We start from the raw sequence: 24,710 nt of genomic DNA on the forward strand, positions 1-24,710 counted from the left end.
TGCGATGTCCGATCACAACGTCAGGGATGCCGAGATTGCCGCCGCCATCGACGCGGCCTTGCTGCTGCGCCGCCGGCAATTCGATGGACAGCCGGCCGCCTGGCATGTGCTGTGCGAAGCCGCGCACGTGGCGACCCTGGGAGAAGCGGCACGTACGCGCTTTATCGAGCGCGTGGCGTCGAGCCGGGGCGCGGATGTCGCCTTGCGCCTGCTGCTCAAGGCGGAGTCGATCCGGGCCACCGTGATACAGGCGCTGCAAGCCGGCGAGGCCCAGGCTATGGAGCCCTTCGCCGGGTGCGCCGGCTGCGAAGCGGGCACGGCCTGCGATGCCGGCGCCGCCCGCGCGGTCCGGCGGCCGGCTGGCGCGCTGTTGCACTGAGCGGCGGCCTGGCAGGACGGCTTCAGAGGCCCAGCACCAGCTTGGCGATGATGTTGCGCTGGATCTCGTTGGAGCCGGCGTAGATCGAAGCCTTGCGGTAGTTGAAATAGCGCGGCGCCAGCGGCGCGGCATAGTCCGGCCCGGCGCTCGGGGCGGAGGTGCGCCCCTGCTGCACCGCCCAGCCATCCTGCACGAAGGGCAGCGCATACGGTCCGGCCGCTTCCACCGCCAGCTCGCTGATGGCCTGGATGGTCTCGGTGCCAACCAGCTTGAGCATGCTGGACGCGGCGCCGATCGAGGTGCCGGAACGCACGCTGGAGAACAGCCTCAGCTCGCTCGCTTCCAGCGCCGCCGCACGCACATGCAGCTCCGCCAGCTTGCGGCGGAATGCCGGATCGTCCAGCAGGCGGGCACCATGCTCGCCGGGCTCGTTGGCCGCGATGCGCGCCACCTTGCCCAGTTGCTGGCGCAGCATTGGCCCATAGCTGCCGCCGCGTTCGAATTCGAGCAGGTACTTGGCATAGGTCCAGCCCATGCCTTCCTCGCCGATGCGGTTGGCAACCGGCACCCGCACGTTTTCAAAGAAGACCTGGTTGACTTCCTGCTGGCCGTCGACCGGGCCGTCCAGCGTGGGCAGCGGCGCCACCGTGATGCCGGGCGTGCGCATATCCACCAGCACGAAGGAGATGCCGTCCTGGCGCCGCGCATCGCGGCTGGTGCGCACCAGGCAGAACATCCAGTCGGCCCATTGCGCGTGCGTGGTCCAGATCTTGGAGCCGTCCAGGATGTAGTGCTCGCCGTGCTGGTCGCTGCCGCGCTCGGCGCGCATCTGCAGCGAGGCCAGGTCGGAGCCGGAGTTGGGTTCGGAGTAGCCCTGGCACCACCAGATGTCGGAGCTGAGGATGGGCGGCAGGAAGCGTGCCTTTTGCTCTGGCGTGCCGTATTTCATGATCACCGGGGCGACCATCTTCAGGCCCATCGGCGATACGGTCGGGCAGCCGGCGGCGGCGGTTTCGGCCTGGAACAGGTAGCGCTGCGCCGGGGTCCAGCCCGGGCCGCCGTATTCCTCGGGCCAATTGGGCGCCGCCCAGCCGCGCTCGAAGAGCTTCTTCTGCCAGCGTACCTGGCCTTCCTTGTCGAGGTAGCCGTTCTTGGTGCGCGCCATCAGGGCCTTGAGGCCATCGTCGTAAGCCTCGGCGATCCAGGCACGCACCTCGTCGCGGAACTGCAGCTCTTGCGGGGAAAAATCGAGATTCATCGATGGGCCTCGGGATGTTCGTCAGTGCGGGGCGTGGTCGTGCGCGCTTATGCGGCGGCCGGGTAGAGCAGGTCGGCGTAGCGGCGCAGGTGGTGTTCGGCCGAACCAAACTGCAGGTCGATGGCGGTGACGCGCTTGAAATAATGCCCCACCGCCAGTTCTTCGGTCACGCCCATGCCGCCGTGGATCTGTACCGCGGCCTGGCCCACCAGCTTGCCAGCCTGGCCCGCGTGCGCCTTGGCGGCGCTGGCCGCCAGCGCGCGCTGCGCGGGGTCGGCGCCCGCCTGCATGGCGGCGACCTGGGTCAGCGCCACGCATTGTTCGAGCTGCACATACATGTCGGCCATGCGGTGCTGCAGCACCTGGAAGGTGGCGATCGGCACGCCGAACTGCTTGCGCTGGCGCGCATAGTCCACCGTATCGCCCAGCATGCGGCTCATGGCGCCGCCGGCTTCGGCGCACAGCGCCACCGCGGCCTCGTCGCTCAGCCGCTCGATCAGGGCCAGCGCGTCGCCCTCCGCGCCCAGCATGCCGCCATCCGGCACGAAGACATTGTCGAGGCGGATATCCGCCGCGCGCGAGCCGTCGACGGTGGGGTATTCCTGGAGCGTCACGCCGGACGCGCCGCGCTCGATCCAGAACAGGCTGATGCCGTCGCGGTCGCGCCGCGCGCCGCTGGTGCGCGCGCTGACCACCAGGTGGGTGGCCCACGGCGCGGCCACCACCACCGCCTTGTGGCCGCAGAGGCGCCAGCCGCCCTGGCTGCGGGTGGCGGCGGTTTCCACGTCGTGCAGGCAATAGCGGCTGCGCGGTTCGGCGTGCGCCCAGGCTACCGTGGCTTCGCCGCCGATAATGGCCGGCAGCCAGTCGGCGGCCAGTTTTTCGCTGCCATGCAGCAAGGCGCCGCCGCCAAGCACCACGGTCGACAGATAGGGCTCGACCACGAGATGGCGGCCAAACTGTTCCATCACGATCATGTGTTCGACGGCGCTGCCGCCGAGCCCGCCAAAGCGCTCGGGAAAGGCGGCGCCGAGCAGGCCGAGCTCCTGCGCCAGCGCTTTCCAGCAGGCCGGGCGCCAGCCCGAGGGCGAGCGGATCGCCGCCTGGCGGGCCTCGAAGCCATAGTGATCGGCCAGGTAGCGCGCGAGCGTATCGCGCAGCATCGATTGTTCTTCGCTGAATTGGAAATCCACCTTGGGTCCTCGGCGCGGTTGCTGGAGTGTTTGAAGGCAACTGCCATTATGGGAAGGGGTGGCGGCGCCGCATCGTCGGATGCGACGAATCGCCCGGCCCCCGGCGCGCAGGCAGCGGGGGCGGCGGCTGCGATTTGCGGCGCTGCATCAGGGTGCGTTCGTCGCTTCGGACGATGCCCGCAACGGGCGCCTGTCCCGAGAATGTGCCCTGGGGCTGCCTTTGTCGTGGCCAACTTCACCCCGGCCCGATGCTTCGACATCCGCCTGCCTCGGCATCCGCTTCCCAGTTCCGCCACACCCCACTTCCAGGAGGGTCAGCCATGCACCCGCATGTTCACGCGCAGCGCACCCCGGACAAGCCGGCCATCATCATGACCGGCGGCACCGTCGTCACCTACCGTGAGCTGGACGAGCGTTCGAACCAGGTGGCGCGGCTGTTCCGCGACCATGGGCTGCAGCCGGGCGAGCGGGTGGCCTTCCTGCTGGAGAACCATCCGCGCCTGTTCGAGCTGTGCTGGGGCGCGCAGCGTTCCGGCCTGATCTATGTCTGCATCAGCACCCGTCTCAACGTGGACGATGCAGCGCATATCGTCAACGACAGCGGCGCGAAGATGCTGGTCACCTCGCACGCGCAGGCCGCCGTCGCGCAAGGCGTGGCGGCAAAGGCGCCGGCGCTTGGCGCACGCCTGATGATGGACGGCGCCGTGCCCGGCTTTGCCGCCTATGAAACGGCGCTTGCCCAATACCCGGGCTGGCGCATCGACGACGAATGCGCCGGCACCGACATGCTTTACTCTTCCGGCACCACCGGCCGGCCCAAGGGCGTATTCACGCCCCCGGCCAACCAGCAGATCGATGTGCCGGGCACGCTGGCGCTGATGTGCCAGTCGCTCTACCAGTTCGGCGCGGACACCCGCTACCTTTCGCCCGCGCCGCTCTACCACGCCGCGCCGTTGCGCTACAACATGGCGGTGCAGCAGCTGGGCGGCACCTCGGTGGTGATGGAGCATTTCGACGCCGAGACCTTCCTGGCATTGCTGGCGGCGCATCGCATCACCCATACCCAGGTGGTGCCCACCATGTTCTCGCGCATGCTCAAGCTGCCGGAGGCGGTGCGCCGGCGCTACGACGTGTCCAGCCTGCGCTTTGCGGTGCATGCCGCCGCGCCCTGCCCGGTCGCCGTCAAGGAGCAGATGATCGCATGGTGGGGGCCGATCATCTGGGAGTACTACGCCGGCACCGAAGGCAACGGCTCCACCGCGGTCGCTTCGGCCGACTGGCTCAGCCACAAGGGCACGGTGGGCCGGGCGACGATCGGCCAGCTGCGTATCTGCGACGACAGCGGCGCGTTGCTGCCGCCGGGCGAGCCCGGCACCATCTACTTTGCCGAAGGGCGCAGCTTCGTCTATCACAACGACCCCGACAAGACCGCGCAGTCGCGCCACCCGGTGCACCCGGGCTGGACCACGCTGGGCGACGTGGGCTACGTGGACGAGGACGGTTATCTCTACCTCACCGACCGCAAGGCCAATATGATCATCTCGGGTGGCGTCAATATCTATCCGCAGGAGGCCGAAAACCTGCTGATGACCCATCCCAAGGTCCTGGACGTGGCGGTGATCGGCGTGCCCAACGAGGATTTCGGCGAGGAAGTCAAAGCGGTGGTGCAGCCGCTCGACATGGCCGAGGCCGGCCCGGCGCTGGCGGAGGAGCTGATCGGCTTCTGCCGCGAGCGGCTGTCGGCCATCAAATGCCCGCGCTCGGTGGATTTTGCCGCCGAACTGCCGCGCCTGCCCACCGGCAAGCTGCTCAAGCGGCTGCTGCGCGACCGCTACTGGGAGGGGCGGGCAGGCCGGCTGGTGTAGCCCGCCGGGTGCCGCGCGGGCGTTTACGCCATAATCAGCCGTTCGATCCCTGGCGCATGCGGCGCCAGCAGCCGGCAATCATAAGCCGGTGCCGATCGTGCGGCATCCGCCTGGTGCGGGTGCCGACGCCAACAGGAAGACACGGCGAATGGCAACAATCGAGGAGACCAGCGCGGGCCAGCGGGGCGCCGCCCGCGCCGCCACCCTGGTGGCGAAGCTGCGCCCGCCCATGCTGACCCCGTTCCAGGTGGAGCGCCGCGCCATTTGCGACGCGGTGTGCGCCGCCGGCTTCGTCAAGCTGGTGCTGGTGCGCGCGCCGGCCGGCTTCGGCAAGACCACCGCCATGCTGCAATGCCGCGCACGGCTCGACGCCGATGGCGTTGCCACCGCCTGGCTCACGCTGGACCGTGCGGACAACGACGCCACGCGCTTTCTCGGCTCGCTGGAAGCCGCCTTCGACCTGGTGCTGCGCAAGGGCGGTGCGCCGCAAGCCACCGCGGTGGCGGCGCCGCAGTCGGTCGGCGAGCAGGCGCTGGCGCTGATCGACCGCATGGCCGGCCACGATCGCCCCTTCACGCTGTTCCTGGACGACTTCGAAGCCTTGCAGAACCCCGCCGTGGCCGGGCTGGTCTGGCAGGTGGTGGAGCAGCTGCCGCCCAGCGGGCGTCTGGTGGTGGGCACGCGCTGGGTGCCCGAATCCGGCCTGGCGCGCCTGCGCGCGCGCGGCGAGCTGCTCGAGATCGAGCCGGCGCAGCTGCGCTTCACCGCCGAGGAAACCGATGCCTTCCTGCGCAGCGCGCGCGGCCTGGCGCTGCAGCCCGCTGCCATCTCCACGCTGCACCGGCGCACCGAGGGCTGGGCCACGGCATTGTGGCTGGCTTCGGTCGCGCTGGAGCGGCGCGGCCAGCCGGATGCATTCATCGCCGGCTTCTCCGGCTCCAACGCGGCCATTGCCGATTACCTGGTCGAAGACGTCTACCTGCACCTGCCCGACGCGGTGCGCGCTTTCCTGCTGCGTACCTCGATCCTCGACCAGCTCAGCGGCCCTCTTTGCGATGCCGTCTGCGGCACCGCCGACAGCGAGGAGATCCTGGCCTGGCTGGAGCGGGCCAACCTGTTCCTGATGCCGCTGGACGGCGAGCGGCATGGCGGCGGCGTGGAGCGCCCCACGCATGCCGGCATGCGCTGGTATCGGTATCACAGCCTGTTTTCCAGCTTCCTGCGCGCGCAACTCCAGCAGGCCGCGCAGGCCGAGGTGCCGGCGCTGCAAATGGCGGCCTCGCGCTGGTACGAGCAGCAGGGCCGTCCGGTGCCCGCCATCGAGCATGCGCTGGCGGCCGGGGCGGTGGGGCACGCGTTGCCGCTACTGGCGGGCACCGTTGACGAATTGCTGGCCCAGGGCCGCATGCGCCTGCTGACGCGCTGGCTCGACGCCGTGCCGGCAGGCGCCATGGCGGCGTGGCCCAAGCTGCAGATCGCCCATGTCTGGGCCTTGTCCTTCACGCGCGGTCCGGCCGACGCCATCGCGCTGCTGCAGACCATTCCGCTGGCCGGCGCCGAGGGCGACCTGCTGGCCCATGTGCGTGCCCTGCGCCACATGCTGCTGAACATGATGGACCGCTTCGACGAAGCGCGCGCCTACAGCCGCGACGATCCCCTGCCGCTGCCGATGGGCTATCCCTTCCCGGATTCCATCCTCGCCACCTCGATGGCGCGCATGGCCGCGGTCACCGGCGACTACCGCGAGGCGCGGCGCCTGCTGGGCGTGGCGCGCCAGGTGGTGCGCGGCTCGGACAGCAACTTCAACAAGATTTTCTCGGAGTCGGTGGAGGGGCTGATCGACCTGCGCCAGGGCCGGCTGCAGCAAGCGCTGGCGCGTTTTCGCATCGCCGCCAGCACCATGCTGCCGAACCGCTACGGCCCCACCAACGGCAACGCCATGGCCGGCATCCTGCTGGCCGACGCGCTCTATGAGATCAACGAGCGCGAGCGCGCGGAGCGCCTGCTCAATGTCTACGTGCCGCTGGCGCGCGACCTCGGGCTGCCCGACCAGATCATCACCGGCCATACCGTGCTGGCCCGCATTGCCTGCGAGCGCGGCGATGTCGACGGCGCGCACGAATGGCTGGCCGCGCTCGAACACCTCGGCCACCATCGCGGCCTGCCGCGGCTGGTGCTGGGCGCCATGCTCGAACGCGCGCGGCTGGCCTTGCTGCAAGGCAACCGGCATGCCGCCGGGGAGGCGCTGCAGCATGCCGCGGACCCCGCGCTATGGCGGGCCAGGCCGGGCGTGAGCGCCGTCAGCTCATTCGCCAACGATCTCGAGGACGTGGCCATGGGGCAGCTGCGGCTGGCGCTGTTCGCCGAGCCTTCGGCCGCGACGCGCCAGGCCATCGCGGCCGAACTAGCCGCCGCCGAGCGGGCGCAGCTGATGCGGCGGGCGCTCAAGCTGCGCATCCTGCTGGCGCTGGCCTGCCAGCGCACCGGCGACGCCGCGCAGGCCCTGCAGGCCATGGGAGAGGCGCTGCGCTTCGGCGCCGCCGAAGGCTTCATCCGCATCTTCGCCGACGAAGGCGCCGAGGTCCGGCGGCTGGTGGGCGAAGCCTGCGTGCGCCAGGGCGGCGCGCTGCCCGCTGCCTACGTGGAGCGCTTGCTGCAGGCTTGCGGCGGGGTGCCGGAGCCGGCGGACCCGGCCGCCATGCAGGCGCGCCACGGCCTGCTGGAGCCGCTCACGCCCAAGGAGCGGAAAGTGCTGCAACTGCTGGCCGAGGGTTTCTCCAATGTGGCGATGGCCGAGCGGCTGTTCGTCTCGGAGACCACGGTGCGCACGCACTTGCGCAATATCAGCGCCAAGCTGCGCGCCAGCAACCGCACGCAGGCGGTCGCCATCGCGCGGCAGCTGGGTTTGCTGTAGCGGTCCTCAGGCCATGTCGCGCGGCAGCAGGGCGTTGATGTCGTCATACAGCGAGCGCGGGATGCGTACGCCATGGCGCAGGCTGCTTTCGCGTGCCTGATAACGCCGTTGCGAAGGCAGCCGCGCCCCTTGTCCCACCATGGCTTCGAACAGGGTTTCCGCCCGCGCCAGTTCCGCTTCGCACTGCTCGCCAAGAAAGCGCGCCGGATCGATGGCGATGATCAGTTCGCCGCCCATCGGCGATGACCTGGTTCCCGCATCGAAGGCCAGCGAATCCACGCTGGTCATATCTGCGATCAGCGGCCCCGCAAGCAGCTCGATCATGGCCGCGAGCGCGGCGCCTTTGTGGCCGCCGAAGGTCAGCATGGCGCCGTGGTCCAGCACGGTGGCGGCATCGGTACAGGGTTTGCCATCGACATCGATGCCCCACCCTTCGGGGATTGGCTTGCCCGCGCGGCGATGTAACTCGATCTCGCCGCGCGCCACTGCGCTGGTGGCGAAGTCGAAGATGAAGGCCGGCTGGCGTGGACGGGGCCAGCCAAAGGCGAGCGGGTTGGTGCCGAACAGCGGCTTGCTGCCCCCCGCAGGCGTGACCCAGGCATGACTGGGCGTGCAGGCCAGGGCGACCAGGCCTGCATCGGTCAAGGGCTCGATATCCGCCCACAAGGCGGAGAAGTGCACGCAGCGATTGATACCCAGCGCCGCGATGCCCTGCGCCCGGGCTTTGCCGATCAGGCGCGGCAGCGCCATCCTGTAAGCCACCTGCGAGAAGCCTCCCCCGGCATCGGCGCGCAGCAGCGCCGGCGCCATCTCGTGGAGTTCCGGCACGGCGTCCCGGGAGACCTTGCCGGCCTTGAGCGTGCCGATGCAGCCGAGCAGCCGGTAGAGGCCATGGGAAGCGCAGCCATCGCGCTCGCCCGCCACCAGGGTATCGGCCACGCCGTTGACATGTGGCTCGCTGAAGCCATGCTGCCGCAGCGCGCAGGTGACCAGTGCGTGCACTTCCTGCAATGACAGGCGCACGGTGTCGTTTGCCCGCCGTGCCCGGTCTGGCTCCGGCGTATGCGGGGGGCTGTGCTGTTGCTGGGCGATGCGATCGTTCATTGGTGCTCCTGGTTCAGGTTGAATCAAGTCCTTGCGTCAATCGGCGCGGAAGCGGTGAACGGCAGTCCCTCATTCGTCGTCGCTGCCAAGATCGAGTTGCGCCGCGGGCGTCCCGGAACGGGCTCCCCACGCGTAAATGCCCAGGGCGATGAGCGCCACCAGCGCGGTGTCCCATGGATGGGCGACGGCGCCGATACCGCCGAAGCTGCCAAGGTAGGAGGCCAGCATGATCAGCAGATAAAAGGCGATCAGCCAGAGCGAGGAGGCCACCTGTTGCGCCAGGCTCAGGCGATGGGTCGGCACCGCGCGCCTGCAGAGCAGGTAGACCACGAACATGGCAATCTGCAAGCCGAGCAGCCAGGACACGGTACCCCAGCCGGACCAGTACACGATCAGCGCGGCGATCACGAAGGAGAGCGGGCCGAGCACGGCGAGCCCCTTTACGCGGAACGGGCGGTGCAGGCCGGGTGCGTTGCGGCGTAGCGCGGCGACGGTGACGGGCGCGACCGCGTAGCTCAGCACAAGCGCCGCCGACACGACGTTGATCATGGCTTCCCACGAGGGGAAAGGCAGCGTCCAGAACACCGACAGCGCGAAGGTGAGCCACAAGGCGGGCCGCGGAATGCCCGACGCCGCGTCGATGCGCGAGAACAGCTTGAAGAAGGTGCCGCCGCGCGTCCAGCCATAGACCACGCGTGGCGTGGCGTTCATATAGATATTGCCGGTGCCGCTCGGCGAGATCACCGCGTCCGAAACCACCAGGAACGCCAGCCAGCCCACGCCAAGCGCCAGCGCGATATCGCGGTAAGGCAGCGAGAACGCCTGGCCGACGCCGGCCCATCCCGCTGACAGCATCCCGGTCGGTACGCCGCCGAGGAAAGCCAGCTGCAGCAGTACGTAGATCAGGGTGGATAGCAATACCGACAGGATCAGCGCGGTGGGAATGGTGCGCTGGGGCGAGCGCACTTCGCTGGCGACCGAGATGATCGGCGTCAGTCCGAGATACGCGAAGATGACGCCTCCGGCGGAGACGGCGGCCTGGATGCCGGACAGCCCGAACGGCGCGAAGCCGTGGACGTGCAGGTTGGCCGGCTTGAAATGCGTGAACAGCACCACGATGACCAGCAGCGGCACCACGAACTTGAACACGCTGATGACGTTGTTGGCACGCGCGAAGGTCTTGACGCTGTAGTAGTTGAGCACAAAGAAGAGGCAGAGCATCGCGAACTGCACCGCCCATCCGGGCAGCGTAGGGTTGCTCGATCCTGGCTGGCTCAGGAAGGGGAACCAGGCCGCCGCATACTGGCGCGCCGCCACCACCTCGATGGCGATCAGGCTGGAGAAGGCGATCAGCGTGATCAGGCCCATCAGGTAGCCCATCAGCTCGCCGTGGGAAAAGACCGGATAGCGGATGATGCCGCCCGCACGCGGCAAGGCCGCGCCCAGCTCGCAGTAGACGATGCCGAGCAGCAGCACGGCAAAGCCGCCCAGCAACCAGGAAACGATGCCGGCGGGTCCGGCGATGGCGGAAACATGGCTGGCCGCGAACAGCCAGCCAGACCCGAAGATCGCGCCCAGGCCGATAAAGGTGAGATCGGTCAGCGAGAGCTGCCGCTTGAACTTGCCTTGCACTGGAGACATTGGGGCTCCTTGGTCATCGAGGGGATGGCTGTCCGGACGATGCGGCCGTCGCCCGCCATCGCGGGCGGGCGGATGGCGGCAGCGCGGGCCGGCGGCGCCGTCTCAGGCGGCGAGGCCAACGTCCGGCAGCGCCGGGCGCGTGGCGATGGCCTGCGCGGCCACCGTCATGACCTCCTCCAGTGCCTTGCCCTGCAACGGTAGGCGCGGCGGCCGCGTGACCGCGCTGCCGCGCCCGGCGAGTTCCTCGCACAGCTTGATGCACTGGACCAGGTCCGGGCGCGAGTCCAGGTGCAGCAGCGGCATGAACCAGCGGTAGAGCGCCAGCGCCTCGTCGAAGCGCCTCTGGCGGGCCAGGCGGAACAGCGTCTCGCCCTCCTTCGGGAAAGCATTGGACATGCCCGAGATCCAGCCCTCGGCGCCCACGGCAATGCTCTCGAGCACTACATCGTCCAGCCCGGCAAACAGCACGAAGCGATCGCCCACGGCGTTGCGCAGGTCGATGAAGCGGCGCGTGTCGCCGGAGGAATCCTTGAAGCAGACAATGTTCTCGCAATCGGCGAGCGAGACCAGGATGTCCGGCGTGATGTCGCTGCGGTAGACCAGCGGGTTGTTGTAGAGCATGACCGGCAGGTCCGTGGCCATGGCGATGTCGCGGAAGTGCGCGGCGGCCTCGTGGGGCTTGGCGGAGTAGACCAGCGCCGGCATTACCATCACGCCGTCGACGCCGACCCGCGCCGCCTCGTTCACCATGTCCCGGGCAAAGGCGGTGGTGAATTCGGCAATGCCCGCGATGACCGGGATGCGGCCTTTGGCGGCATCTTTCGCTGCTTCGATGACGGCGAGCTTTTCCCTGGCGGACATCGATGTGTTCTCGCCCACGGTGCCACACACCACCAGGCCCGACACCCCGTCGGCGACCAGGTCGCGCATCACCTTGTGGGTGGCTTCGATATCCAGCGAGTAGTCGGCCTTGAATTGCGTGCTGACGGCAGGGAATACACCGGTCCATTGGATTGCGCTGCGGCTCATATCGTCTCCTTTTGTGTACGTGGGGTGCCAGTCGGGCGGCACCTGTCCACCAGCCCTCAGGTTCGCAGTTGCGCGTCGTTCGGGCTTGAGGCTTTCCGCAAGACAGGAGGACTAAATCGGCACAACGCGAGACGGGCCCCGGGGCGGCCCCTTGCACGCTCGCCGTTCAAGCGGGCGCGCAGGGCCTGTCGGATGGCGGCCTGAACTGCCGCGGCGTCAGCCCGGTCAGGGCCTTGAACTGGCGGCTGAAAGCGCTGTGATCGGTATAGCCGCACTCCAGCGCGATGTCGGTGATCGGCATACCGGTGGCCAGCAGCTCGGAGGCCCGCTCCAGGCGCACCTTGTGGATCATCTGGCGCGGCGTCAGGTGGAAGATGCGCTTGCAATAGCGTTCGAGCTGCGCGGTCGAGAGCCCGGTCAGCGCGGTCAGCTCCGACAGCGGGATGGGGCGGCCGTAGTGCTCGCGAATATAGGTATCGACGGCCGCCAGGCGCTGGTAGGCTGGATGCGTGTCCCTGGCGAGCTGCAGGTCGTGGGAGATGCCGGCCATGCCGATGATGCGGCCGCCGCTGTCGAGCAAGGGGCGCTTGCAGGTCATGCACCAGCCTGCATCGCGCGCGGGATAGAGGTGCAGTTCAAGCTGTTCGGCGATCGCGGTGCCGGTGTCGAGCACGCGGCGATCCTGCTCCGTGTAGCGCTGGCCGAGATAAGCCGGAAACACCTCCGCGGAGGTTTTGCCCAGCAAGGGCTCCACGCGCTTGAAGCCGCAGCGGGTGGCGAGCGTGAGATTGGCGACCAGGTAGCGCGCCTCGCAGTCCTTGATGAAGAACACCACATTGGGGATGGCGTTCAGCAAGGGCGTAATGAGGGAGATCGCATTGAGCAGGCTGGCCATGTCGGCGGGGCGCTGCTGCGATATGCCCGCGCAGATGTCGACGAGGCGGGCGACGTCGATGCCGTCGTCACGGCCTGACGGCGCGGGCGGTACTTGCCGGTTCTGCGCGGCGTGCCGGGCCGGGGAGGCAGGAATGGCAGGGGATGACATTGGCGGCATATTGTCTCCTGTTGGCTTTCTTATAGGGCGAACCGCGGACCATGGGCGCCGTGCTCAGGACGGGCCCGCGCTGTCTTGCTGCATCAGTGTGCCGATGCGCGCGGGAGACAGCGGCGGCCGTGGCGTGGGCAGCGGCCAGCCGAACAGCACGCGGCTGGCGGTGGCGCAGATGCGCCCCTGGCAGGCGCCCATGCCGCAGCGGCTCTGCATCTTGGCCTGCCACGCATCCGGGTGCGCTCGGATTGCCGACAGCGGCACGTCCTCGCAGCGGCACACCAGCGTGTCGGGGCGGGCCAGTGCCTTGAGCGCCGGATCCAGCGCGAAGGTGGCCCGGACCAGGCCGGCGAACGAGCGCCAACGCGCACGCCGCGCCAGTAGCGCGCCCGCGCGGTCGTCGGCGCCCGCGGCCGCGTAGCCGGCAATCTCTCCCTCGAGCAGCGCCAGCTCGCTGCCGCCGATGCCGGTGCACTCGCCTGCGGCATGGACGTGGCGCAGGCTGGTGCGCTGCAGCGCATCCACAGCGACTGCGTCCGAAGCGGCATCGAGCCGGCAGCCCAGCAGCGCGGCCAGCCCGGTGTTCGGCACCAGGCCGAAGCCGCACGCCAGGCGGTCGCAGGGCAGCTCCACGGTACTGCCGCCCTGGCGGATGCGCACGGCGCGCAGGCGGTCATCCCCAAGCGCTTCCACCACGTGGGACCGTGCGCGATAGTGGCTATCCAGCAGGGTGGCCGCTTGCGCCGCCTTGGCGGGCCAGCGCCACAGCGCGCCGGCGAAGCGCATCAGGCTGAGCAGTGACGCCTGCTCGGCGATGCATGCGATGCGCGCGCCATGGCGGCGTGCGGTGGCGGCCACCGCCAGCAGCAGCGGCCCGCTGCCGGCAATCACGAGGCGTTCGCCGTCAACCGGGGTGCCGGCCTTGACCAGCGCCTGCAAGCCACCCGCACCGGTAACGCCGGGCAGGGTCCAGCCGGGAAAGGGGAGCAGCAGCTCGCGGGCACCGGTGCACAGGATCAGGCTGCGGAAATGCAGATGCAGGGCAGTCTCGTCGTTTTCGACCAGCAGCGTATGCGGTGCCGGTGCGGCAATGACGCGAGCCTGGGTGAACAGGGCGATGCGCGGGCGCGTGGCGATGGCCTGGCGCAGACGGCGCGCCGCGGGCGGCGGCGAGAGGCCCGGGCCATCGCGCCAGATCTGCCCGCCGGGTGCGGGGTTGTCGTCGATCAGCGCGACCGTGCACCCGCAATCGGCGGCGGCGCGGGCCGCCGCCATGCCGGCCGGGCCAGCGCCGACGATCAGCACATCGTACCGGCGCGCAGGCGGGGCGGCCGTCCGCAAGGCGTGCCGCAGTGGACCGTTCACGGTGTCCGCTCCAGTACCATGCCTTCCCGGCACACGGTCTGGCATGCCAGCCGGCGCTGGCCGTCGATGGTCATGCGGCATTCCTGGCAAACGCCCATGCCGCAAAACGGCGCGCGCGGATGGTTGCCGCAGGAGCGGCGCGCAAACGGCCAGTCGCTGCAGGCCAGGGCTGCAGCCACCGTCATGCCGGCCGGCACGCGCAGCGCGCGGGCATCCAGGACGACCGTCACGGTCTGGCCCTTGTTCAGGTTCCGTCTCATGCGATATCTCCGTGCCCGGACGAGCGAACGGTGTCCGCCACCGATGCGAAGCGGCTGAAGGCATATGGCGCGGGATCGATGGGTGGCCGATGGCCCAGCAACAGTGCCGCCAGCAGGTGCGCGCTGCCGGGCGCGGTGGTCACGCCCAGTCCTTCATGGCCTGCCGTAAGCCACAGGCCCGGCTGTTCGGGGTGGGCGCCGATGACGGGCAGCCCGTCCGGCGTGGCGGCGCGAAAGCCGGTCCAGCAGCGGATGGCATTCATGCCGGCCAGAGCGGGCAGGTAAGCGGCGGCGCGCTGGAGCATGCGCGCGACGACGCTGGCGTCGACGGCGGCATCGAGGCTGTCGAACTGGCGCGACGAGCCGATCAGCAACTGGCCTGTGGGGCGCGGCTGCACATTGAAAGCGACCGAAGTGCCGTCATGCTGATGGGCACTGGCGGCATAGCCGAGCTCCACCAACTGATGGCTGAGGCAGGCAGGGTAGCGGTCGGTGATGACGAGATGGCCCTTCTTGGCGCGGATCGGCAACGCGGGCACCAGTTGCGCGGCCTGGATGCCGTTGGCGACGACGACTGCCCTCGCCGTCAGGGTCCGGCCGTCTTCCAGCGTGATGCGATTTGCCTCGACTGTGCTGACCGTGGCGTGCCGCAGCCGGATGCGCGGCTCCGCCCGCTTCAGCATCCATGCTGCTGCGCTGGGCGCGTAGACGATGGCATCGTCCACAACCTTGAGCGCCCCCGCGAGCCCTGGCCGCAGCATCGGCTCCTGCCGGGCCAGTTCCCTGGCGCTCAGCAATGCGCACTGGATGCCGCGGGCCTGCAGCGCCGCTTGCCTCCCGATGGCCAGTTCCAGTTCCGCTTCGTTGCCGGCCACCCACAAGGTGCCGCACCGGCGATACGCGCAGTTGGCCGGCATGTCCCGCGCCAGCCTCCGCCAGAGCCCGAGCGAGGTCTCGCAAAGCTCGCGCTGGGCGGCGTTGTCGTCCATCAGCACCAGGTGGCCCATGCCGGCATGGGTGGCCCCGCCATCGCGGTTGTCCAGTACACAGACGTCCAGCCCATGCCCGGCCAGTTCATACGCACAGGCGGCCCCGACAATGCCGGCGCCGATCACGATCACATCGCCGCAGGCTTGCGCCGGCGCCCGCGTGGACGGCATCGCCGGGCTCACGTCCCGATGCCCCAGCCGAAGGGGTCGTCGTGCCCGATCAGCAGCGTGGCCTGTGCGCAGACATGGGCCCGGCCTTGGACGGTCGGGATGATGCGGCCGGCCTCGCCGGCGGGCGCATAGTGCGCCACGAAGCGGCTGCCGGTCACGCTGGCCTGGCGCCAGGGAAGGCCTGGCGCCAGCTTGCCGTCTGCCGCCAGGCAGGCGAGCTTGGCGCTGGTACCGGTGCCGCAGGGGGAGCGGTCATAGGCCTTGCCGGGACAGAGCACGAAATTGCGGCTGTCGGCCTCGGCCGCATCTTCCGGGGTGCAGAACAGTTCGATATGGTCGATCTGTGCGCCGCCCTCTGCCGCAATGCCGGCTTGTTCGAGCGCCTGCCGCACGGCCCATGCGAACGCGGTCAGCACGTCGAGATTGTCGCGGGCGATGCGCTGGCCGTGGTCTTCGACCAGGAAGAACCAGTTGCCGCCCCAGGCGATATCGCCGGTGACGCGCCCGTGGCCCGGCACGTCGACTGGCACCGCATGCCGGTAGCGCCAGGCGGGCACATTGCGCACGCTGACCGATCCGTCTTCATGCAAGGTGGTTTCCACCGTGCCCACCGGCGTGTCGATCTTGTGCCGCCCCGGCGCAATGCGCCCGAGATGCGCCAGCGAGGCCACCAGCCCGATGGTGCCGTGGCCGCACATACCCAGGTAGCCGCTGTTGTTGAAGAAGATCACGCCCGCGCAGGCATCGGCGGAAACCGGCGGGCACAGCAGCGCGCCGACCATCACGTCGCTGCCGCGCGGCTCCAGCACGGTGGCGGTGCGCCAGCGGTCGTGCTCGCGCGCGAGCCGTTCAAGCCGTGCCGCCATGCTGCCGTTGCCGAGATCGGGAAAGCCGCCGATGACCAGGCGGGTGGGCTCGCCGCCGGTGTGGGAGTCGATCACCGCGATCGAACGGCTGGCGTAGCCGGAGGACGCTGGCGAGGCGCTGGCGGGGGAGGAAGGTACGCTCTGGCACATGGCGGATCTGCCGTTGGGGCGAGGTGTGGATGACCCCTAAAGCGTGGCAGAGCCGTGCGCCGCTGACTTGTCGCCTTTCCCCGGCAGCGATGACGAAATCCGCATAGTCGCCGCTCGCTGCCTGCCTGCGCGGGCTTCAGATGCCGATGAACTCGGTGAATTCCGCCAGCGGCGCGCGCGCCGCGCGCAGCCGGTTGACCGGCGCCTCCCTGTCCTCATAACCGATCGCCATGCCGGTAAACAGCATGCGCTCGGCCGGGATCGAGAGAAAGCCCGCGATCGTTTCCGGGTAGATCGCCCAGCACTCCTGCGCGCAGCTGTCCAGGCCGTGTTCGCGCAGCAGCAGCATCACGGTCTGCAGGTACATGCCGAGGTCCGACCATTGCGGCGGGCCCATGCGGCGGTCCACGCTGCAGAACAGGGCCAGCGGCGCGCCGAAGAAGGTGAAGTTGCTGGCAAACTGGGCAAGCCGGGCGCGCTTGTCCTCGCGCGGGATGCCCAGGCTGCGGTAGAGATCCTCCCCCACCTGGAAACGGCGGTCGCGGTATGGCGAAACCAGCTCGCGCGGGTAGATGTCGTATTCGGCTTTCTCTCCGCCCGGCGCGCTGGCGACGCGCTCGCGCATGGTGGCCCTGAGCCGTTCCAGCGGCTCGCCGCCCACGACGTGGATATGCCAGGGTTGCAGGTTGCCGCCGGAAGGCGCCCGCGCCGCCTGTGCGAGCACCTCGCGGATGATCTCCGGCGGCACCGGCGCGGGCAGGAAGCCTCGCACCGACTTACGGGTCTGGACTGCGGTACTGACGTTCACGCTGCTCTCCTTGGGTGCGGGCTGCCTGTGCTCAGATGAATGGCGGCTCGCTGCCCCAGTCGAAGAAGTCCGGCATATCGTGCGACACGCGTTCGGGGAAGCTGGCCGGGCGCTTCTCCAGGAATGCGCTGACGCCCTCCTTGACGTCGGCCGACTGCCCGCGCGACTGGATGGCGCGGCTGTCCAGGCGGTGCGCTTCCATCGGGTGGCTGGCGCCAGCCATGCGCCAGATCAGCTGGCGCGAGATCGCCACCGAGACCGGCGCGGCGTTGTCGGCAATCTCGCGCGCCAGGGCCTGCGCCGCCGGCAGCAGGTCTTCGGGGGCATGGAGCGAACGCACCAGGCCGCGATCCAGCGCTTCCTGCGCCGTGAACACGCGGCCGGTATAGCACCATTCCAGCGCGGTCGAGATGCCGACCACGCGCGACAGGAACCACGACGATGCCGCTTCCGGGGTGATGCCGCGCCGCGCGAACACGAAGCCGAACCTGGCATCGGTGGACGCCAGCCGGATATCCATCGGCAGCTGCATGGTCACGCCAATGCCCACCGCGGCGCCGTTGACCGCCGCGATCACTGGTTTCAGGCTGCGGAAGATGCGCAGTGCGACACGCCCGCCGCCATCGCGGTGCGCGGCTTCCTTGCTGGCCCCGTAGCGCTTCTCGTAGTCGAAGGTGGAGCCGCCGGAGGACAGGTCGGCGCCGGCGCAGAAGGCGCGGCCGGAGCCGGTGACGATCACCGCGCGCACGTCGTCGTCGGCGTCGGTGGCGTCGAAGGCGGCGACCAGCTCCTGCATCATCTGCGCGTTGAAGGCGTTGAGCTTGTCCGGGCGGTGCAGGGTGATGGTGGCGACGCCTTGCTCGACGGCGTACTGCAGGGTTTCGAAGCTGGGGGGAGTGGCGGAGTTGCTCATGGCTGGCCTTGGCTGCTCGAAAGGGGTGCTTGTAACGGTATTGCAGAATCGTGCGCTTGCAATCGTCGAATCCGACGAGGTGGGGAAGGCGGCGGCGCCCTAGACTGGCGCCAGGACGCCTGGCGGCCGGCTTGCGCCGAGACTGGCCATGGCCGCGGGCGGGCATGGAAGACCGAGACCGAAATCGAGATCGAGATCGAAATCGAAACAAGAGGGCTGGAAGGAACATCATGAAGACACGCATCACCGAATTGCTGGGCACCCGCTATCCCATCATCCAGGGCGGCATGCAGTGGGTCGGCTACGCTGAAATGGCCGCCGCGGTATCCAACGCCGGCGGTCTCGGCGTGCTGACGGCGCTGACCCAGCCCACGCCCGAGGCCCTGGATGCCGAGATCCGCCGCACCCGCGAGCTGACCGACCAGCCCTTCGGCGTCAACCTGACGCTGCTGCCCTCGATCAACCCGCCGCCCTATGCGCGCTATCTCGATGTGATCATCGAGAGCGGCATCAAGGTGCTGGAGACCGCCGGCAACAATCCGAGGGAACATATCGCGCGGGCCAAGGCAGCCGGCATCAAGGTGATCCACAAGTGCGTGGCGATCCGCCATGCGCTGTCGGCCGAACGCCTGGGCGTGGACGCGGTGTCGATCGATGGCTTCGAGTGCGCGGGCCATCCCGGCGAGGACGACGTGCCGGGCATGGTGCTGATCCCGCTGGCTGCGCGCCGGCTGGGCATCCCGGTGATCGCCTCGGGCGGCATTGCCGACGGGCGCGGCATGGCGGCGGCACTGGTGCTGGGCGCGGAAGGCATCAATATGGGAACGCGCTTCTGCGCCACCCGCGAGGCGCCGATTCACCACAACGTCAAGCAGGCCCTGGTGGATGCCACCGAGCGCGACACCAACCTGATCTTCCGCACGCTGCACAATACCGCGCGCGTACTCAAGAACGCGGTCTCGGACGAAGTGGTCAGCATCGAGCGCCAGCCGGGCGGCGCGCAATTCGAGGACGTCAAGCACCTGGTGGCCGGCGTACGCGGCAAGGCCGCGCTCGCCGCCGGCGAGACCGATGGCGGCATCATCAGCGCCGGCCAGTGCGTGGGCCTGATCGACGATATCCCGACCTGCGCGGAGCTGATCGGGCGCATGGTGGCCGAATGCCGCGAGCAGCTCGGCGCCGCTTCGCGCTACTTCGCGGCGTGAGGCGGGAAGCCCATGGCTGAAGCCAATCAACCTGCCGGCGCTCGCGCCGGGGATGCCGGGACGGTGCCGCCGGGCTTTGAAGCCATGCGTACCGTCAGCGGCTTTCTTGCCCACCTCGGGCAGCTCTACGTGGACAGCGAGCGGCGTGCAGTGGGCATCCGCATCGGTCCGCATCACCTCAATCCCCTGGGCATCCCGCATGGCGGCATGCTGGCCACGCTGGCCGATACCGCCATCGGCATGATGATGCTGATGGAGGGGGAGCGCATGCCGCCCGCGGTGACCGTCAACCTCAGCCTGGATTATTTCGAAGCCGCACGCGTGGGCGACTGGGTCGAGGCGCATGTGGCGTTCGACAAGATGGGCTCGCGGCTGCGCTTCGGCCATTGCCGCCTGATGGCCGGCGAGCGTTGCCTGTTGCGCGCCACTGCCATCTTCTCCGTGCTTGCGCCGCGCGCCTGAAGCGTTGCCGCAGGCGCCGCCACAAGCGCCGCGCAATCGTCGCTTCCGACGACGCCACAGGCCGGGCTGCTGCGCCAGAATCCACCACAGGATAGCGAGGCCCGCCGTGCCGTTCCCGGCGCGCGGCCACCACGGGTGCGTTAGCCCGGAACGACAAGAGGAGAGCACATGGCAGAGGCATACATCGTAGCCGCCGCGCGTACCGCGGGCGGACGCAAGGGCGGCAAGCTGGCGGGCTGGCATCCGGCGGACCTGGCCGCGCAGGTACTGGACGCGCTGGTGGCGCGCAGCGGCGCCGATCCGGCGCTGATCGAGGACGTGATCATGGGCTGCGTGGGCCAGGCCGGCGAGCAGGCCGGCAATGTGGCGCGCAACGCGGTGCTGGCCTCGCGGCTGCCGGAGAGCGTGCCCGGCACCTCGGTCGACCGCCAGTGCGGCTCCTCGCAGCAGGCATTGCACTTCGCCGCGCAGGCGGTGATGTCCGGCACCATGGACATCGTGATCGCAGCCGGGGTGGAAAGCATGACGCGCGTGCCGATGGGCCTGCCGTCCTCGCTGCCGTTCAAGCACGGTTTCGGCAGCTCGATGAGCCCGGCCATGCAGGAGCGCTATCCCGGCGTGAAGTTCAGCCAGTTCACCGGCGCCGAGATGATGTCGCGCAAATACGGCCTCACGCGCGACGATCTCGACCGCTACGCGCTGGAAAGCCATCGCCGCGCCATTGCCGCCACCCAGGCCGGGCGCTTCAAGGACGAGATCGTGCCGGTGGCCGTGCGCACCGCGGACGGCAGCGGCAACGGCGAGCTGCATACCGTGGACGAAGGCATCCGCTTCGAGGCCAGCCTGGAATCCATCGGCAGCGTCAAGCTGATCGAGGAAGGCGGCACCGTGACGGCAGCCAGCGCCAGCCAGATCTGCGACGGCGCGGCCGGCCTGATGGTGGTCAACGAGGCCGGCCTGAAGAAACTCGGCGTCAAGCCGCTGGCGCGTATCCATCATATGTCGGTGCTGGGACACGATCCGGTGATCATGCTGGAAGCGCCGCTGCCGGCCACGCTGCGCGCGCTGGAGAAGGCCGGCATGAAGATCGGCGACATCGACCTGTTCGAGATCAACGAAGCCTTCGCCCCGGTGCCGCTGGCCTGGCTGCAGACCACCGGCGCCGATCCGGCGCGCATGAACGTGCATGGCGGCGCCATCGCGCTGGGCCACCCGCTGGGCGGCTCGGGCGCCAAGCTGATGACCACGCTGGTGCATGCGCTGCATACGCACGGCAAGCGCTACGGCCTGCAGACCATGTGCGAAGGCGGCGGCATGGCCAATGTGACCATCGTGGAACGGCTGTAGATTCCGTCCGGCGGCAAGGCGGGCCATCGTGCCCGCCTTGCCGGTTGGTTCAAGCGAAGGTGATCGCCTGCCTGCGCTCCGCCCGCTCCAGGTGCGGCAGGCTGTTGAAGCTGAGCAGGCGCTGCGTGCCGCGCCCGGCGATGATCTCGCAGAAGGCGGTATTGCGGAACTGCAGGTTCAGCTCGATCGCGGTCTGCGCCGGCGCACCCAGCATATCGGCCACGGCGCGGCCGATGGCGCCGCCCGAACTCACCACCAGCAGCGCATCCTCGCGCGCCGCGCCTTCCGTGGCCTGGGCCAGTCCGTCGCGGATGCGTCCGCCAAAATCCGCCCAGGATTCCGGCATGCCGTTGAGTTGATCCAGCGTCCAGGCCTGGTAGGCCGCGCGGAAGGTGCGCCAGTAGTCGTTGTAGTCGCCATTCTGGTGGGCGCGGTGGTCCGCCCCGCCGGTATGGCTGCGGTACAGCGCCTCGCCGTCGTATTCGTTGAGCCCCGGGTGGGTCTCCAGCGGCACGTCGGCAGTATCCATGCCGGCCAGGATTTCCAGCGCCGTGTCCTGCTGGCGTGCCAGCGATCCGGCGACCACGCGCTTGAAGGAGACACCGCGCTCGCGGAAGTATTCGCCGAGCCAGCCGGCCTGCTGCCGGCCGGTGGGGGAAAGGCAGTCGTAGTTGGCGGCACCGAATGAGGCCTGACCGTGCCGTACCAGGAAGAGCGTTGCCATGGATGATGTCGGTGCCGGCAGGCACCGCCGGAAGCGGTGAAACGGGAATCGGCACGCGGCGCCGGGACGCCGCGCGAGGTTTAGCCATTGTATGGGCGCCAGGCGCGGCGGCCAATCAAAGCCGCGCCGGATTCATAGCGGCCATTTCCGCGCTGCATTATGCCGCTCGCCAGGCGCTTCCCGGATGGTCGCGCCGGTGCGCGGGGCTGCACCCCCGGGGCACCGGCGCGCGGCGTCAATCCAGCGTGACCCCGGTATCGGCCGTCAGCTTCAGCACCACCGGCAGGTAGGCTTTGTACGCGCTGGCCGCTTCGGCCGGCAGGTTGCCGATCGGCTCCGCGCCCATGTCGTCGATGCGCCGGGCGATCTCGGGTGATTTCACCAGCGTGCTGACCTCCCGGCCCAGGCGCTCCACGATCTCGTTCGGCGTGCGAGCCGGCGCCAGCAGCGTGATGGGGCCGACGATCTTGTACGGTTCGTCGGCATAACCCGCCTCGGCAAAGGTCGGCACAGCGGGCAGCGCCTTGGCGCGGCGGGTGCCGGTCACCGCCAGCGGACGCAGCTTGCCGCTCGCGAAGTGCTGCTTGAGCGTGGTTACCGAGCTGAGCGTCACATTGACCTGGCCAGCCAGCAGGTCGCTCACCATCGGTCCTTCGCCGCGGTAGGGGACATGCAGGATGTCGGTGCCGTAGGTCTTGTCCAGGTAGGCCTGGATCGTGTGAGGCTGCGTGCCCGGTCCCCACGAGCCCATGCGCAGCTTGCCGGGTTCCTGCTTGCCATAGGCGATCAGTTCGCCCACGGTCTTTACCGGCAGCGCGGCATTGACGGCCAGTACGGTACGCGCCATCGCCACGTCGGACACCTGCCGCAGGTCGGTGCGCGGATCGTAGGGCAGCTTCTTGTAGAGCGCCAGGTTGGCCGTGACCGGGCCGGGGATGGTTAGCAGCAGGGTGTAGCCGTCGGGTGCCGACTTGGCCACGTAGTCGGTGCCGATGATGCCGCCGGCGCCGCCCTTGTTCTCCACCACCACGGTCTGGCCCAGCCGCTTGCCCAGACCCTCGGCCAGCGTGCGCGCGAGCGTATCGGTCAGGCCGCCGGCCGGGTAGGGCACGATCAGGTGCAGGGGCTTGCCAGGGTAGCCTGCCTGGGCCTGCGCGGCCAGCGGCAGCAGGGCGGCGCAGGCGCACGCCAGCAGGGCGGCAGCTTTCCCGCAGAGCGGGCTGCGTATCGTCATGGTTTGTCTCCTCGGGTTTTTATAGGATTCGGCGCGCGCTCCGAACTGGTGCGCGCACCGACAGGTAACTCAGGCGGGCTACCGGGGGGGGGCGAGGGGATCAGGCCGGCAGCGCCAGGTAACCGGCCACCAGTCTGGTCATTTCTCCGGGCAGCCGTTCGTCGTCGAGCGGGAGCGGGCCGGCATCGTTGAGGATGGCATTGACCACGATGCTGAACACCGCCTGCATGGCGAAGCGCACGCGCAGTTCGGCCTGCTCGGGCGGCAGCGGCAGGCGCGGCACCAGCAGCGCCACCATGCGCTCCACCACCGCCTGCCCGCTTTCCCGGTGCGGCAGCCATTCCTCGGGACGGATGGACGCGTGCTTTAGCGACGCCTTGATCACGCCCCGGTTGGCATGGCAGCCCAGCACCACGAAGCGCATGGTCTTTTCCAGCATGACATCGGTGGGCACTTCCTCCCAGCGCTCCTTGCGCAGGTAGCGCGCCACCGATTCGCCGGTTTCCTGCATCACCAGCGCGCGCAGCGACTCGAAGAACGCCTGCTTGTCGCGGAAGCGGCCATAGAAGGCGCCCACCGACACCTCGCAGGCGGAGGCGATCTGCGCCACCGACACCGCGGAGAAATCCCGCTGCGCCAGCAGTTCGCGGCCGGCGTCGAGCAGGGCCTGCTCGGTTTCGCGGGCGCGGCGCTGGCGCGGCGGTTGCAGGATGGACGGGGTCGAGACGGTGGGGAAGGCGGATGTCCCCTTGGAGGGCTTGGCAGAGGGCGCGGCAGAGGACGATGTGGTCATGGCAATTCCGTATGCGAATTCGGATTCGGTTTTGTGAACCATATGGTTACCACGGCGATTCGTCAAGAAGAGGGCTACATTTCCAATATATGGAAATCAATTCCGTTCTTTGACACAGAAAAAACCCGCACCCACACTGCGGTGCAAGGAGACAAGATGAACACGCCGGTCGAACAATTCATTGCCGAGCGCAGGAAGGAGGACCCCTCGTTCGGCGGTCTGCTGGCCAAGGGCTTTGCCCTGCTGCGCTGCTTTATCGACGAGCCGCGCCCGCTCGGCAACGGCGAACTGGCCGAGCGCCTGCAACTGCCGCGCGCCACGGTGTCGCGCATCTGCCGCACGCTGTTCGAGCTGGGCTATCTCGACTGGGACCCCAAGCTCGACAAATACTTCGTCGGCGCGCAGGTGCTGGCCCTGGGCTATCCCTACCTGGCCGGCCTGCAGGTGCGCCATGTGGCGAGGCCGCTGATGCAGGCGCTGGCGGACCGCATCGAGGGCGCGGTATCGATGGGCGTGGCGCACCGGCTCGACGTGACCTACCTGCTGACCTGCACGCACAACGAAGGCACGCCGGCTCGCCCCGGCGTGGGCGCGGTGCGCTCGGTGCTGAGCACCGGCATGGGCCGCGCCTTCCTGTGCACGCTGTCCAAGACCGAGTTCGAGCAGCTGATGCTGGCCGCGCAGCGCGAGCGCGCAGGGGAATACGCGGCCTGCTACCGCACCATCTGCCACAACGTGGCGCATTACCCCAAGCGCGGCTTTGCCATCAACGAGGGCGACGCGGGCAGCGGCGTGCACGGCGTGGGCGTGTATTCGCGCATCGTCTACCTGAACCGCCCGCTGCTGTTCAACGGCGCCATCGCGGCCTCGCAACTGCGGCGCGGCATGCTGGAGAAGAAGATCGCGCCGCTGCTGATGGAGATGGTGCGCGCGATCGAAGCGGCGGCGGGGCTGCGGCAGTAGCGTCCCGCGCCTGAACGAAAAAACGCAGG

22 protein-coding genes are annotated in these 24,710 nt (G+C 69.1%); 7 read left to right on the forward strand and 15 right to left on the reverse strand.

The window, feature by feature from the left end; genetic code table 11:
- Window positions 1-4: 4 nt before the first annotated feature.
- Window positions 5-379, forward strand: a complete 375-nt coding sequence (locus AC3FOF_RS18210; RefSeq protein ID WP_276268270.1) for a DUF7696 family protein — start codon at window positions 5-7, stop codon at window positions 377-379.
- 22 nt (window positions 380-401) lie between these two features.
- Here AC3FOF_RS18210 and AC3FOF_RS18215 read toward each other — a convergent pair whose 3' ends face one another.
- Together AC3FOF_RS18215 and AC3FOF_RS18220 are read right to left on the reverse strand one after the other, a co-directional pair.
- Entirely contained in the window at window positions 402-1,637 is a 1,236-nt protein-coding gene (locus tag AC3FOF_RS18215) for an acyl-CoA dehydrogenase family protein (protein WP_488727354.1), read from the reverse strand.
- A 47-nt stretch (window positions 1,638-1,684) separates the two neighbouring features.
- The gene (locus AC3FOF_RS18220) at window positions 1,685-2,830 is read right to left on the reverse strand and encodes an acyl-CoA dehydrogenase family protein (protein ID WP_488727355.1); all 1,146 of its coding nucleotides are present in this window, start codon (window positions 2,828-2,830) and stop codon (window positions 1,685-1,687) included.
- A 320-nt stretch (window positions 2,831-3,150) separates the two neighbouring features.
- On the opposite strand from AC3FOF_RS18220, the gene AC3FOF_RS18225 reads away from it, so the two are divergent.
- The gene (locus AC3FOF_RS18225; protein ID WP_017224657.1) at window positions 3,151-4,695 is read left to right on the forward strand and encodes an AMP-binding protein; all 1,545 of its coding nucleotides are present in this window, start codon (window positions 3,151-3,153) and stop codon (window positions 4,693-4,695) included.
- A 148-nt stretch (window positions 4,696-4,843) separates the two neighbouring features.
- Window positions 4,844-7,609, forward strand: a complete 2,766-nt coding sequence (locus tag AC3FOF_RS18230) for a winged helix-turn-helix domain-containing protein (RefSeq protein ID WP_488727356.1) — start codon at window positions 4,844-4,846, stop codon at window positions 7,607-7,609.
- Window positions 7,610-7,615: 6 nt separating this feature from the next.
- On the opposite strand, the gene AC3FOF_RS18235 is transcribed toward AC3FOF_RS18230, so the two are convergent.
- From AC3FOF_RS18235 to AC3FOF_RS18280, 10 genes are all read right to left on the reverse strand, one after another.
- Complete coding sequence (locus AC3FOF_RS18235) at window positions 7,616-8,713, reverse strand: Ldh family oxidoreductase (RefSeq protein WP_488727357.1); 1,098 nt, start codon at window positions 8,711-8,713, stop codon at window positions 7,616-7,618.
- 69 nt (window positions 8,714-8,782) lie between these two features.
- Entirely contained in the window at window positions 8,783-10,354 is a 1,572-nt protein-coding gene (locus AC3FOF_RS18240) for an APC family permease (protein WP_488727358.1), read from the reverse strand.
- A gap of 102 nt (window positions 10,355-10,456) precedes the next feature.
- Entirely contained in the window at window positions 10,457-11,383 is a 927-nt protein-coding gene (locus AC3FOF_RS18245) for a dihydrodipicolinate synthase family protein (protein ID WP_276268264.1), read from the reverse strand.
- Between the two features lie 166 nt (window positions 11,384-11,549).
- Window positions 11,550-12,437 carry an AraC family transcriptional regulator gene (locus AC3FOF_RS18250; RefSeq protein ID WP_276268263.1) on the reverse strand — a complete coding sequence of 296 codons (888 nt, stop codon included), beginning with the start codon at window positions 12,435-12,437 and terminating at the stop codon, window positions 11,550-11,552.
- 54 nt (window positions 12,438-12,491) lie between these two features.
- The gene (locus AC3FOF_RS18255; RefSeq protein ID WP_488727359.1) at window positions 12,492-13,796 is read right to left on the reverse strand and encodes an FAD-dependent oxidoreductase; all 1,305 of its coding nucleotides are present in this window, start codon (window positions 13,794-13,796) and stop codon (window positions 12,492-12,494) included.
- Window positions 13,793-14,056: a (2Fe-2S)-binding protein gene (locus AC3FOF_RS18260; RefSeq protein WP_430869685.1), complete on the reverse strand. Its 264-nt coding sequence runs from the start codon at window positions 14,054-14,056 to the stop codon at window positions 13,793-13,795. Before AC3FOF_RS18260 ends, AC3FOF_RS18255 begins: the two co-directional genes overlap by 4 nt.
- A complete protein-coding gene (locus AC3FOF_RS18265; RefSeq protein WP_488727360.1) occupies window positions 14,053-15,216 on the reverse strand; it encodes an NAD(P)/FAD-dependent oxidoreductase in 1,164 nt (387 codons plus the stop codon). The genes AC3FOF_RS18260 and AC3FOF_RS18265 overlap by 4 nt, the downstream gene beginning before the upstream one ends.
- An 8-nt stretch (window positions 15,217-15,224) precedes the next feature.
- The gene (locus AC3FOF_RS18270) at window positions 15,225-16,232 is read right to left on the reverse strand and encodes a 4-hydroxyproline epimerase (RefSeq protein ID WP_488727361.1); all 1,008 of its coding nucleotides are present in this window, start codon (window positions 16,230-16,232) and stop codon (window positions 15,225-15,227) included.
- Between the two features lie 136 nt (window positions 16,233-16,368).
- The gene (locus AC3FOF_RS18275; protein WP_488727362.1) at window positions 16,369-17,040 is read right to left on the reverse strand and encodes a nitroreductase; all 672 of its coding nucleotides are present in this window, start codon (window positions 17,038-17,040) and stop codon (window positions 16,369-16,371) included.
- Between the two features lie 31 nt (window positions 17,041-17,071).
- On the reverse strand, window positions 17,072-17,953 hold the full coding sequence (locus tag AC3FOF_RS18280) for a crotonase/enoyl-CoA hydratase family protein (protein ID WP_488727363.1): 882 nt from the start codon (window positions 17,951-17,953) through the stop codon (window positions 17,072-17,074).
- A 230-nt stretch (window positions 17,954-18,183) separates the two neighbouring features.
- Here AC3FOF_RS18280 and AC3FOF_RS18285 point away from each other — a divergent pair, with 230 nt between their 5' ends.
- The 3 genes from AC3FOF_RS18285 to AC3FOF_RS18295 all read left to right on the forward strand — a co-directional run bounded on the left by AC3FOF_RS18285 (window position 18,184) and on the right by AC3FOF_RS18295 (window position 20,967).
- Window positions 18,184-19,158 carry an NAD(P)H-dependent flavin oxidoreductase gene (locus AC3FOF_RS18285; RefSeq protein WP_017229633.1) on the forward strand — a complete coding sequence of 325 codons (975 nt, stop codon included), beginning with the start codon at window positions 18,184-18,186 and terminating at the stop codon, window positions 19,156-19,158.
- A gap of 12 nt (window positions 19,159-19,170) precedes the next feature.
- Complete coding sequence (locus AC3FOF_RS18290) at window positions 19,171-19,620, forward strand: PaaI family thioesterase (RefSeq protein WP_017229634.1); 450 nt, start codon at window positions 19,171-19,173, stop codon at window positions 19,618-19,620.
- 168 nt (window positions 19,621-19,788) lie between these two features.
- Window positions 19,789-20,967: an acetyl-CoA C-acetyltransferase gene (locus tag AC3FOF_RS18295; protein ID WP_017229635.1), complete on the forward strand. Its 1,179-nt coding sequence runs from the start codon at window positions 19,789-19,791 to the stop codon at window positions 20,965-20,967.
- Between the two features lie 49 nt (window positions 20,968-21,016).
- Here AC3FOF_RS18295 and AC3FOF_RS18300 read toward each other — a convergent pair whose 3' ends face one another.
- From AC3FOF_RS18300 to AC3FOF_RS18310, 3 genes are all read right to left on the reverse strand, one after another.
- Entirely contained in the window at window positions 21,017-21,691 is a 675-nt protein-coding gene (locus AC3FOF_RS18300; protein WP_488727364.1) for a histidine phosphatase family protein, read from the reverse strand.
- A gap of 235 nt (window positions 21,692-21,926) precedes the next feature.
- On the reverse strand, window positions 21,927-22,925 hold the full coding sequence (locus AC3FOF_RS18305) for a tripartite tricarboxylate transporter substrate binding protein (protein WP_017229637.1): 999 nt from the start codon (window positions 22,923-22,925) through the stop codon (window positions 21,927-21,929).
- A gap of 100 nt (window positions 22,926-23,025) precedes the next feature.
- Window positions 23,026-23,718 carry a TetR/AcrR family transcriptional regulator gene (locus AC3FOF_RS18310; RefSeq protein WP_035815666.1) on the reverse strand — a complete coding sequence of 231 codons (693 nt, stop codon included), beginning with the start codon at window positions 23,716-23,718 and terminating at the stop codon, window positions 23,026-23,028.
- Window positions 23,719-23,874: 156 nt separating this feature from the next.
- On the opposite strand from AC3FOF_RS18310, the gene AC3FOF_RS18315 reads away from it, so the two are divergent.
- Window positions 23,875-24,681: an IclR family transcriptional regulator gene (locus tag AC3FOF_RS18315; RefSeq protein ID WP_017229639.1), complete on the forward strand. Its 807-nt coding sequence runs from the start codon at window positions 23,875-23,877 to the stop codon at window positions 24,679-24,681.
- Window positions 24,682-24,710: the final 29 nt, after the last annotated feature.

This window comes from Cupriavidus sp. 96C5-1, assembly GCF_057798855.1.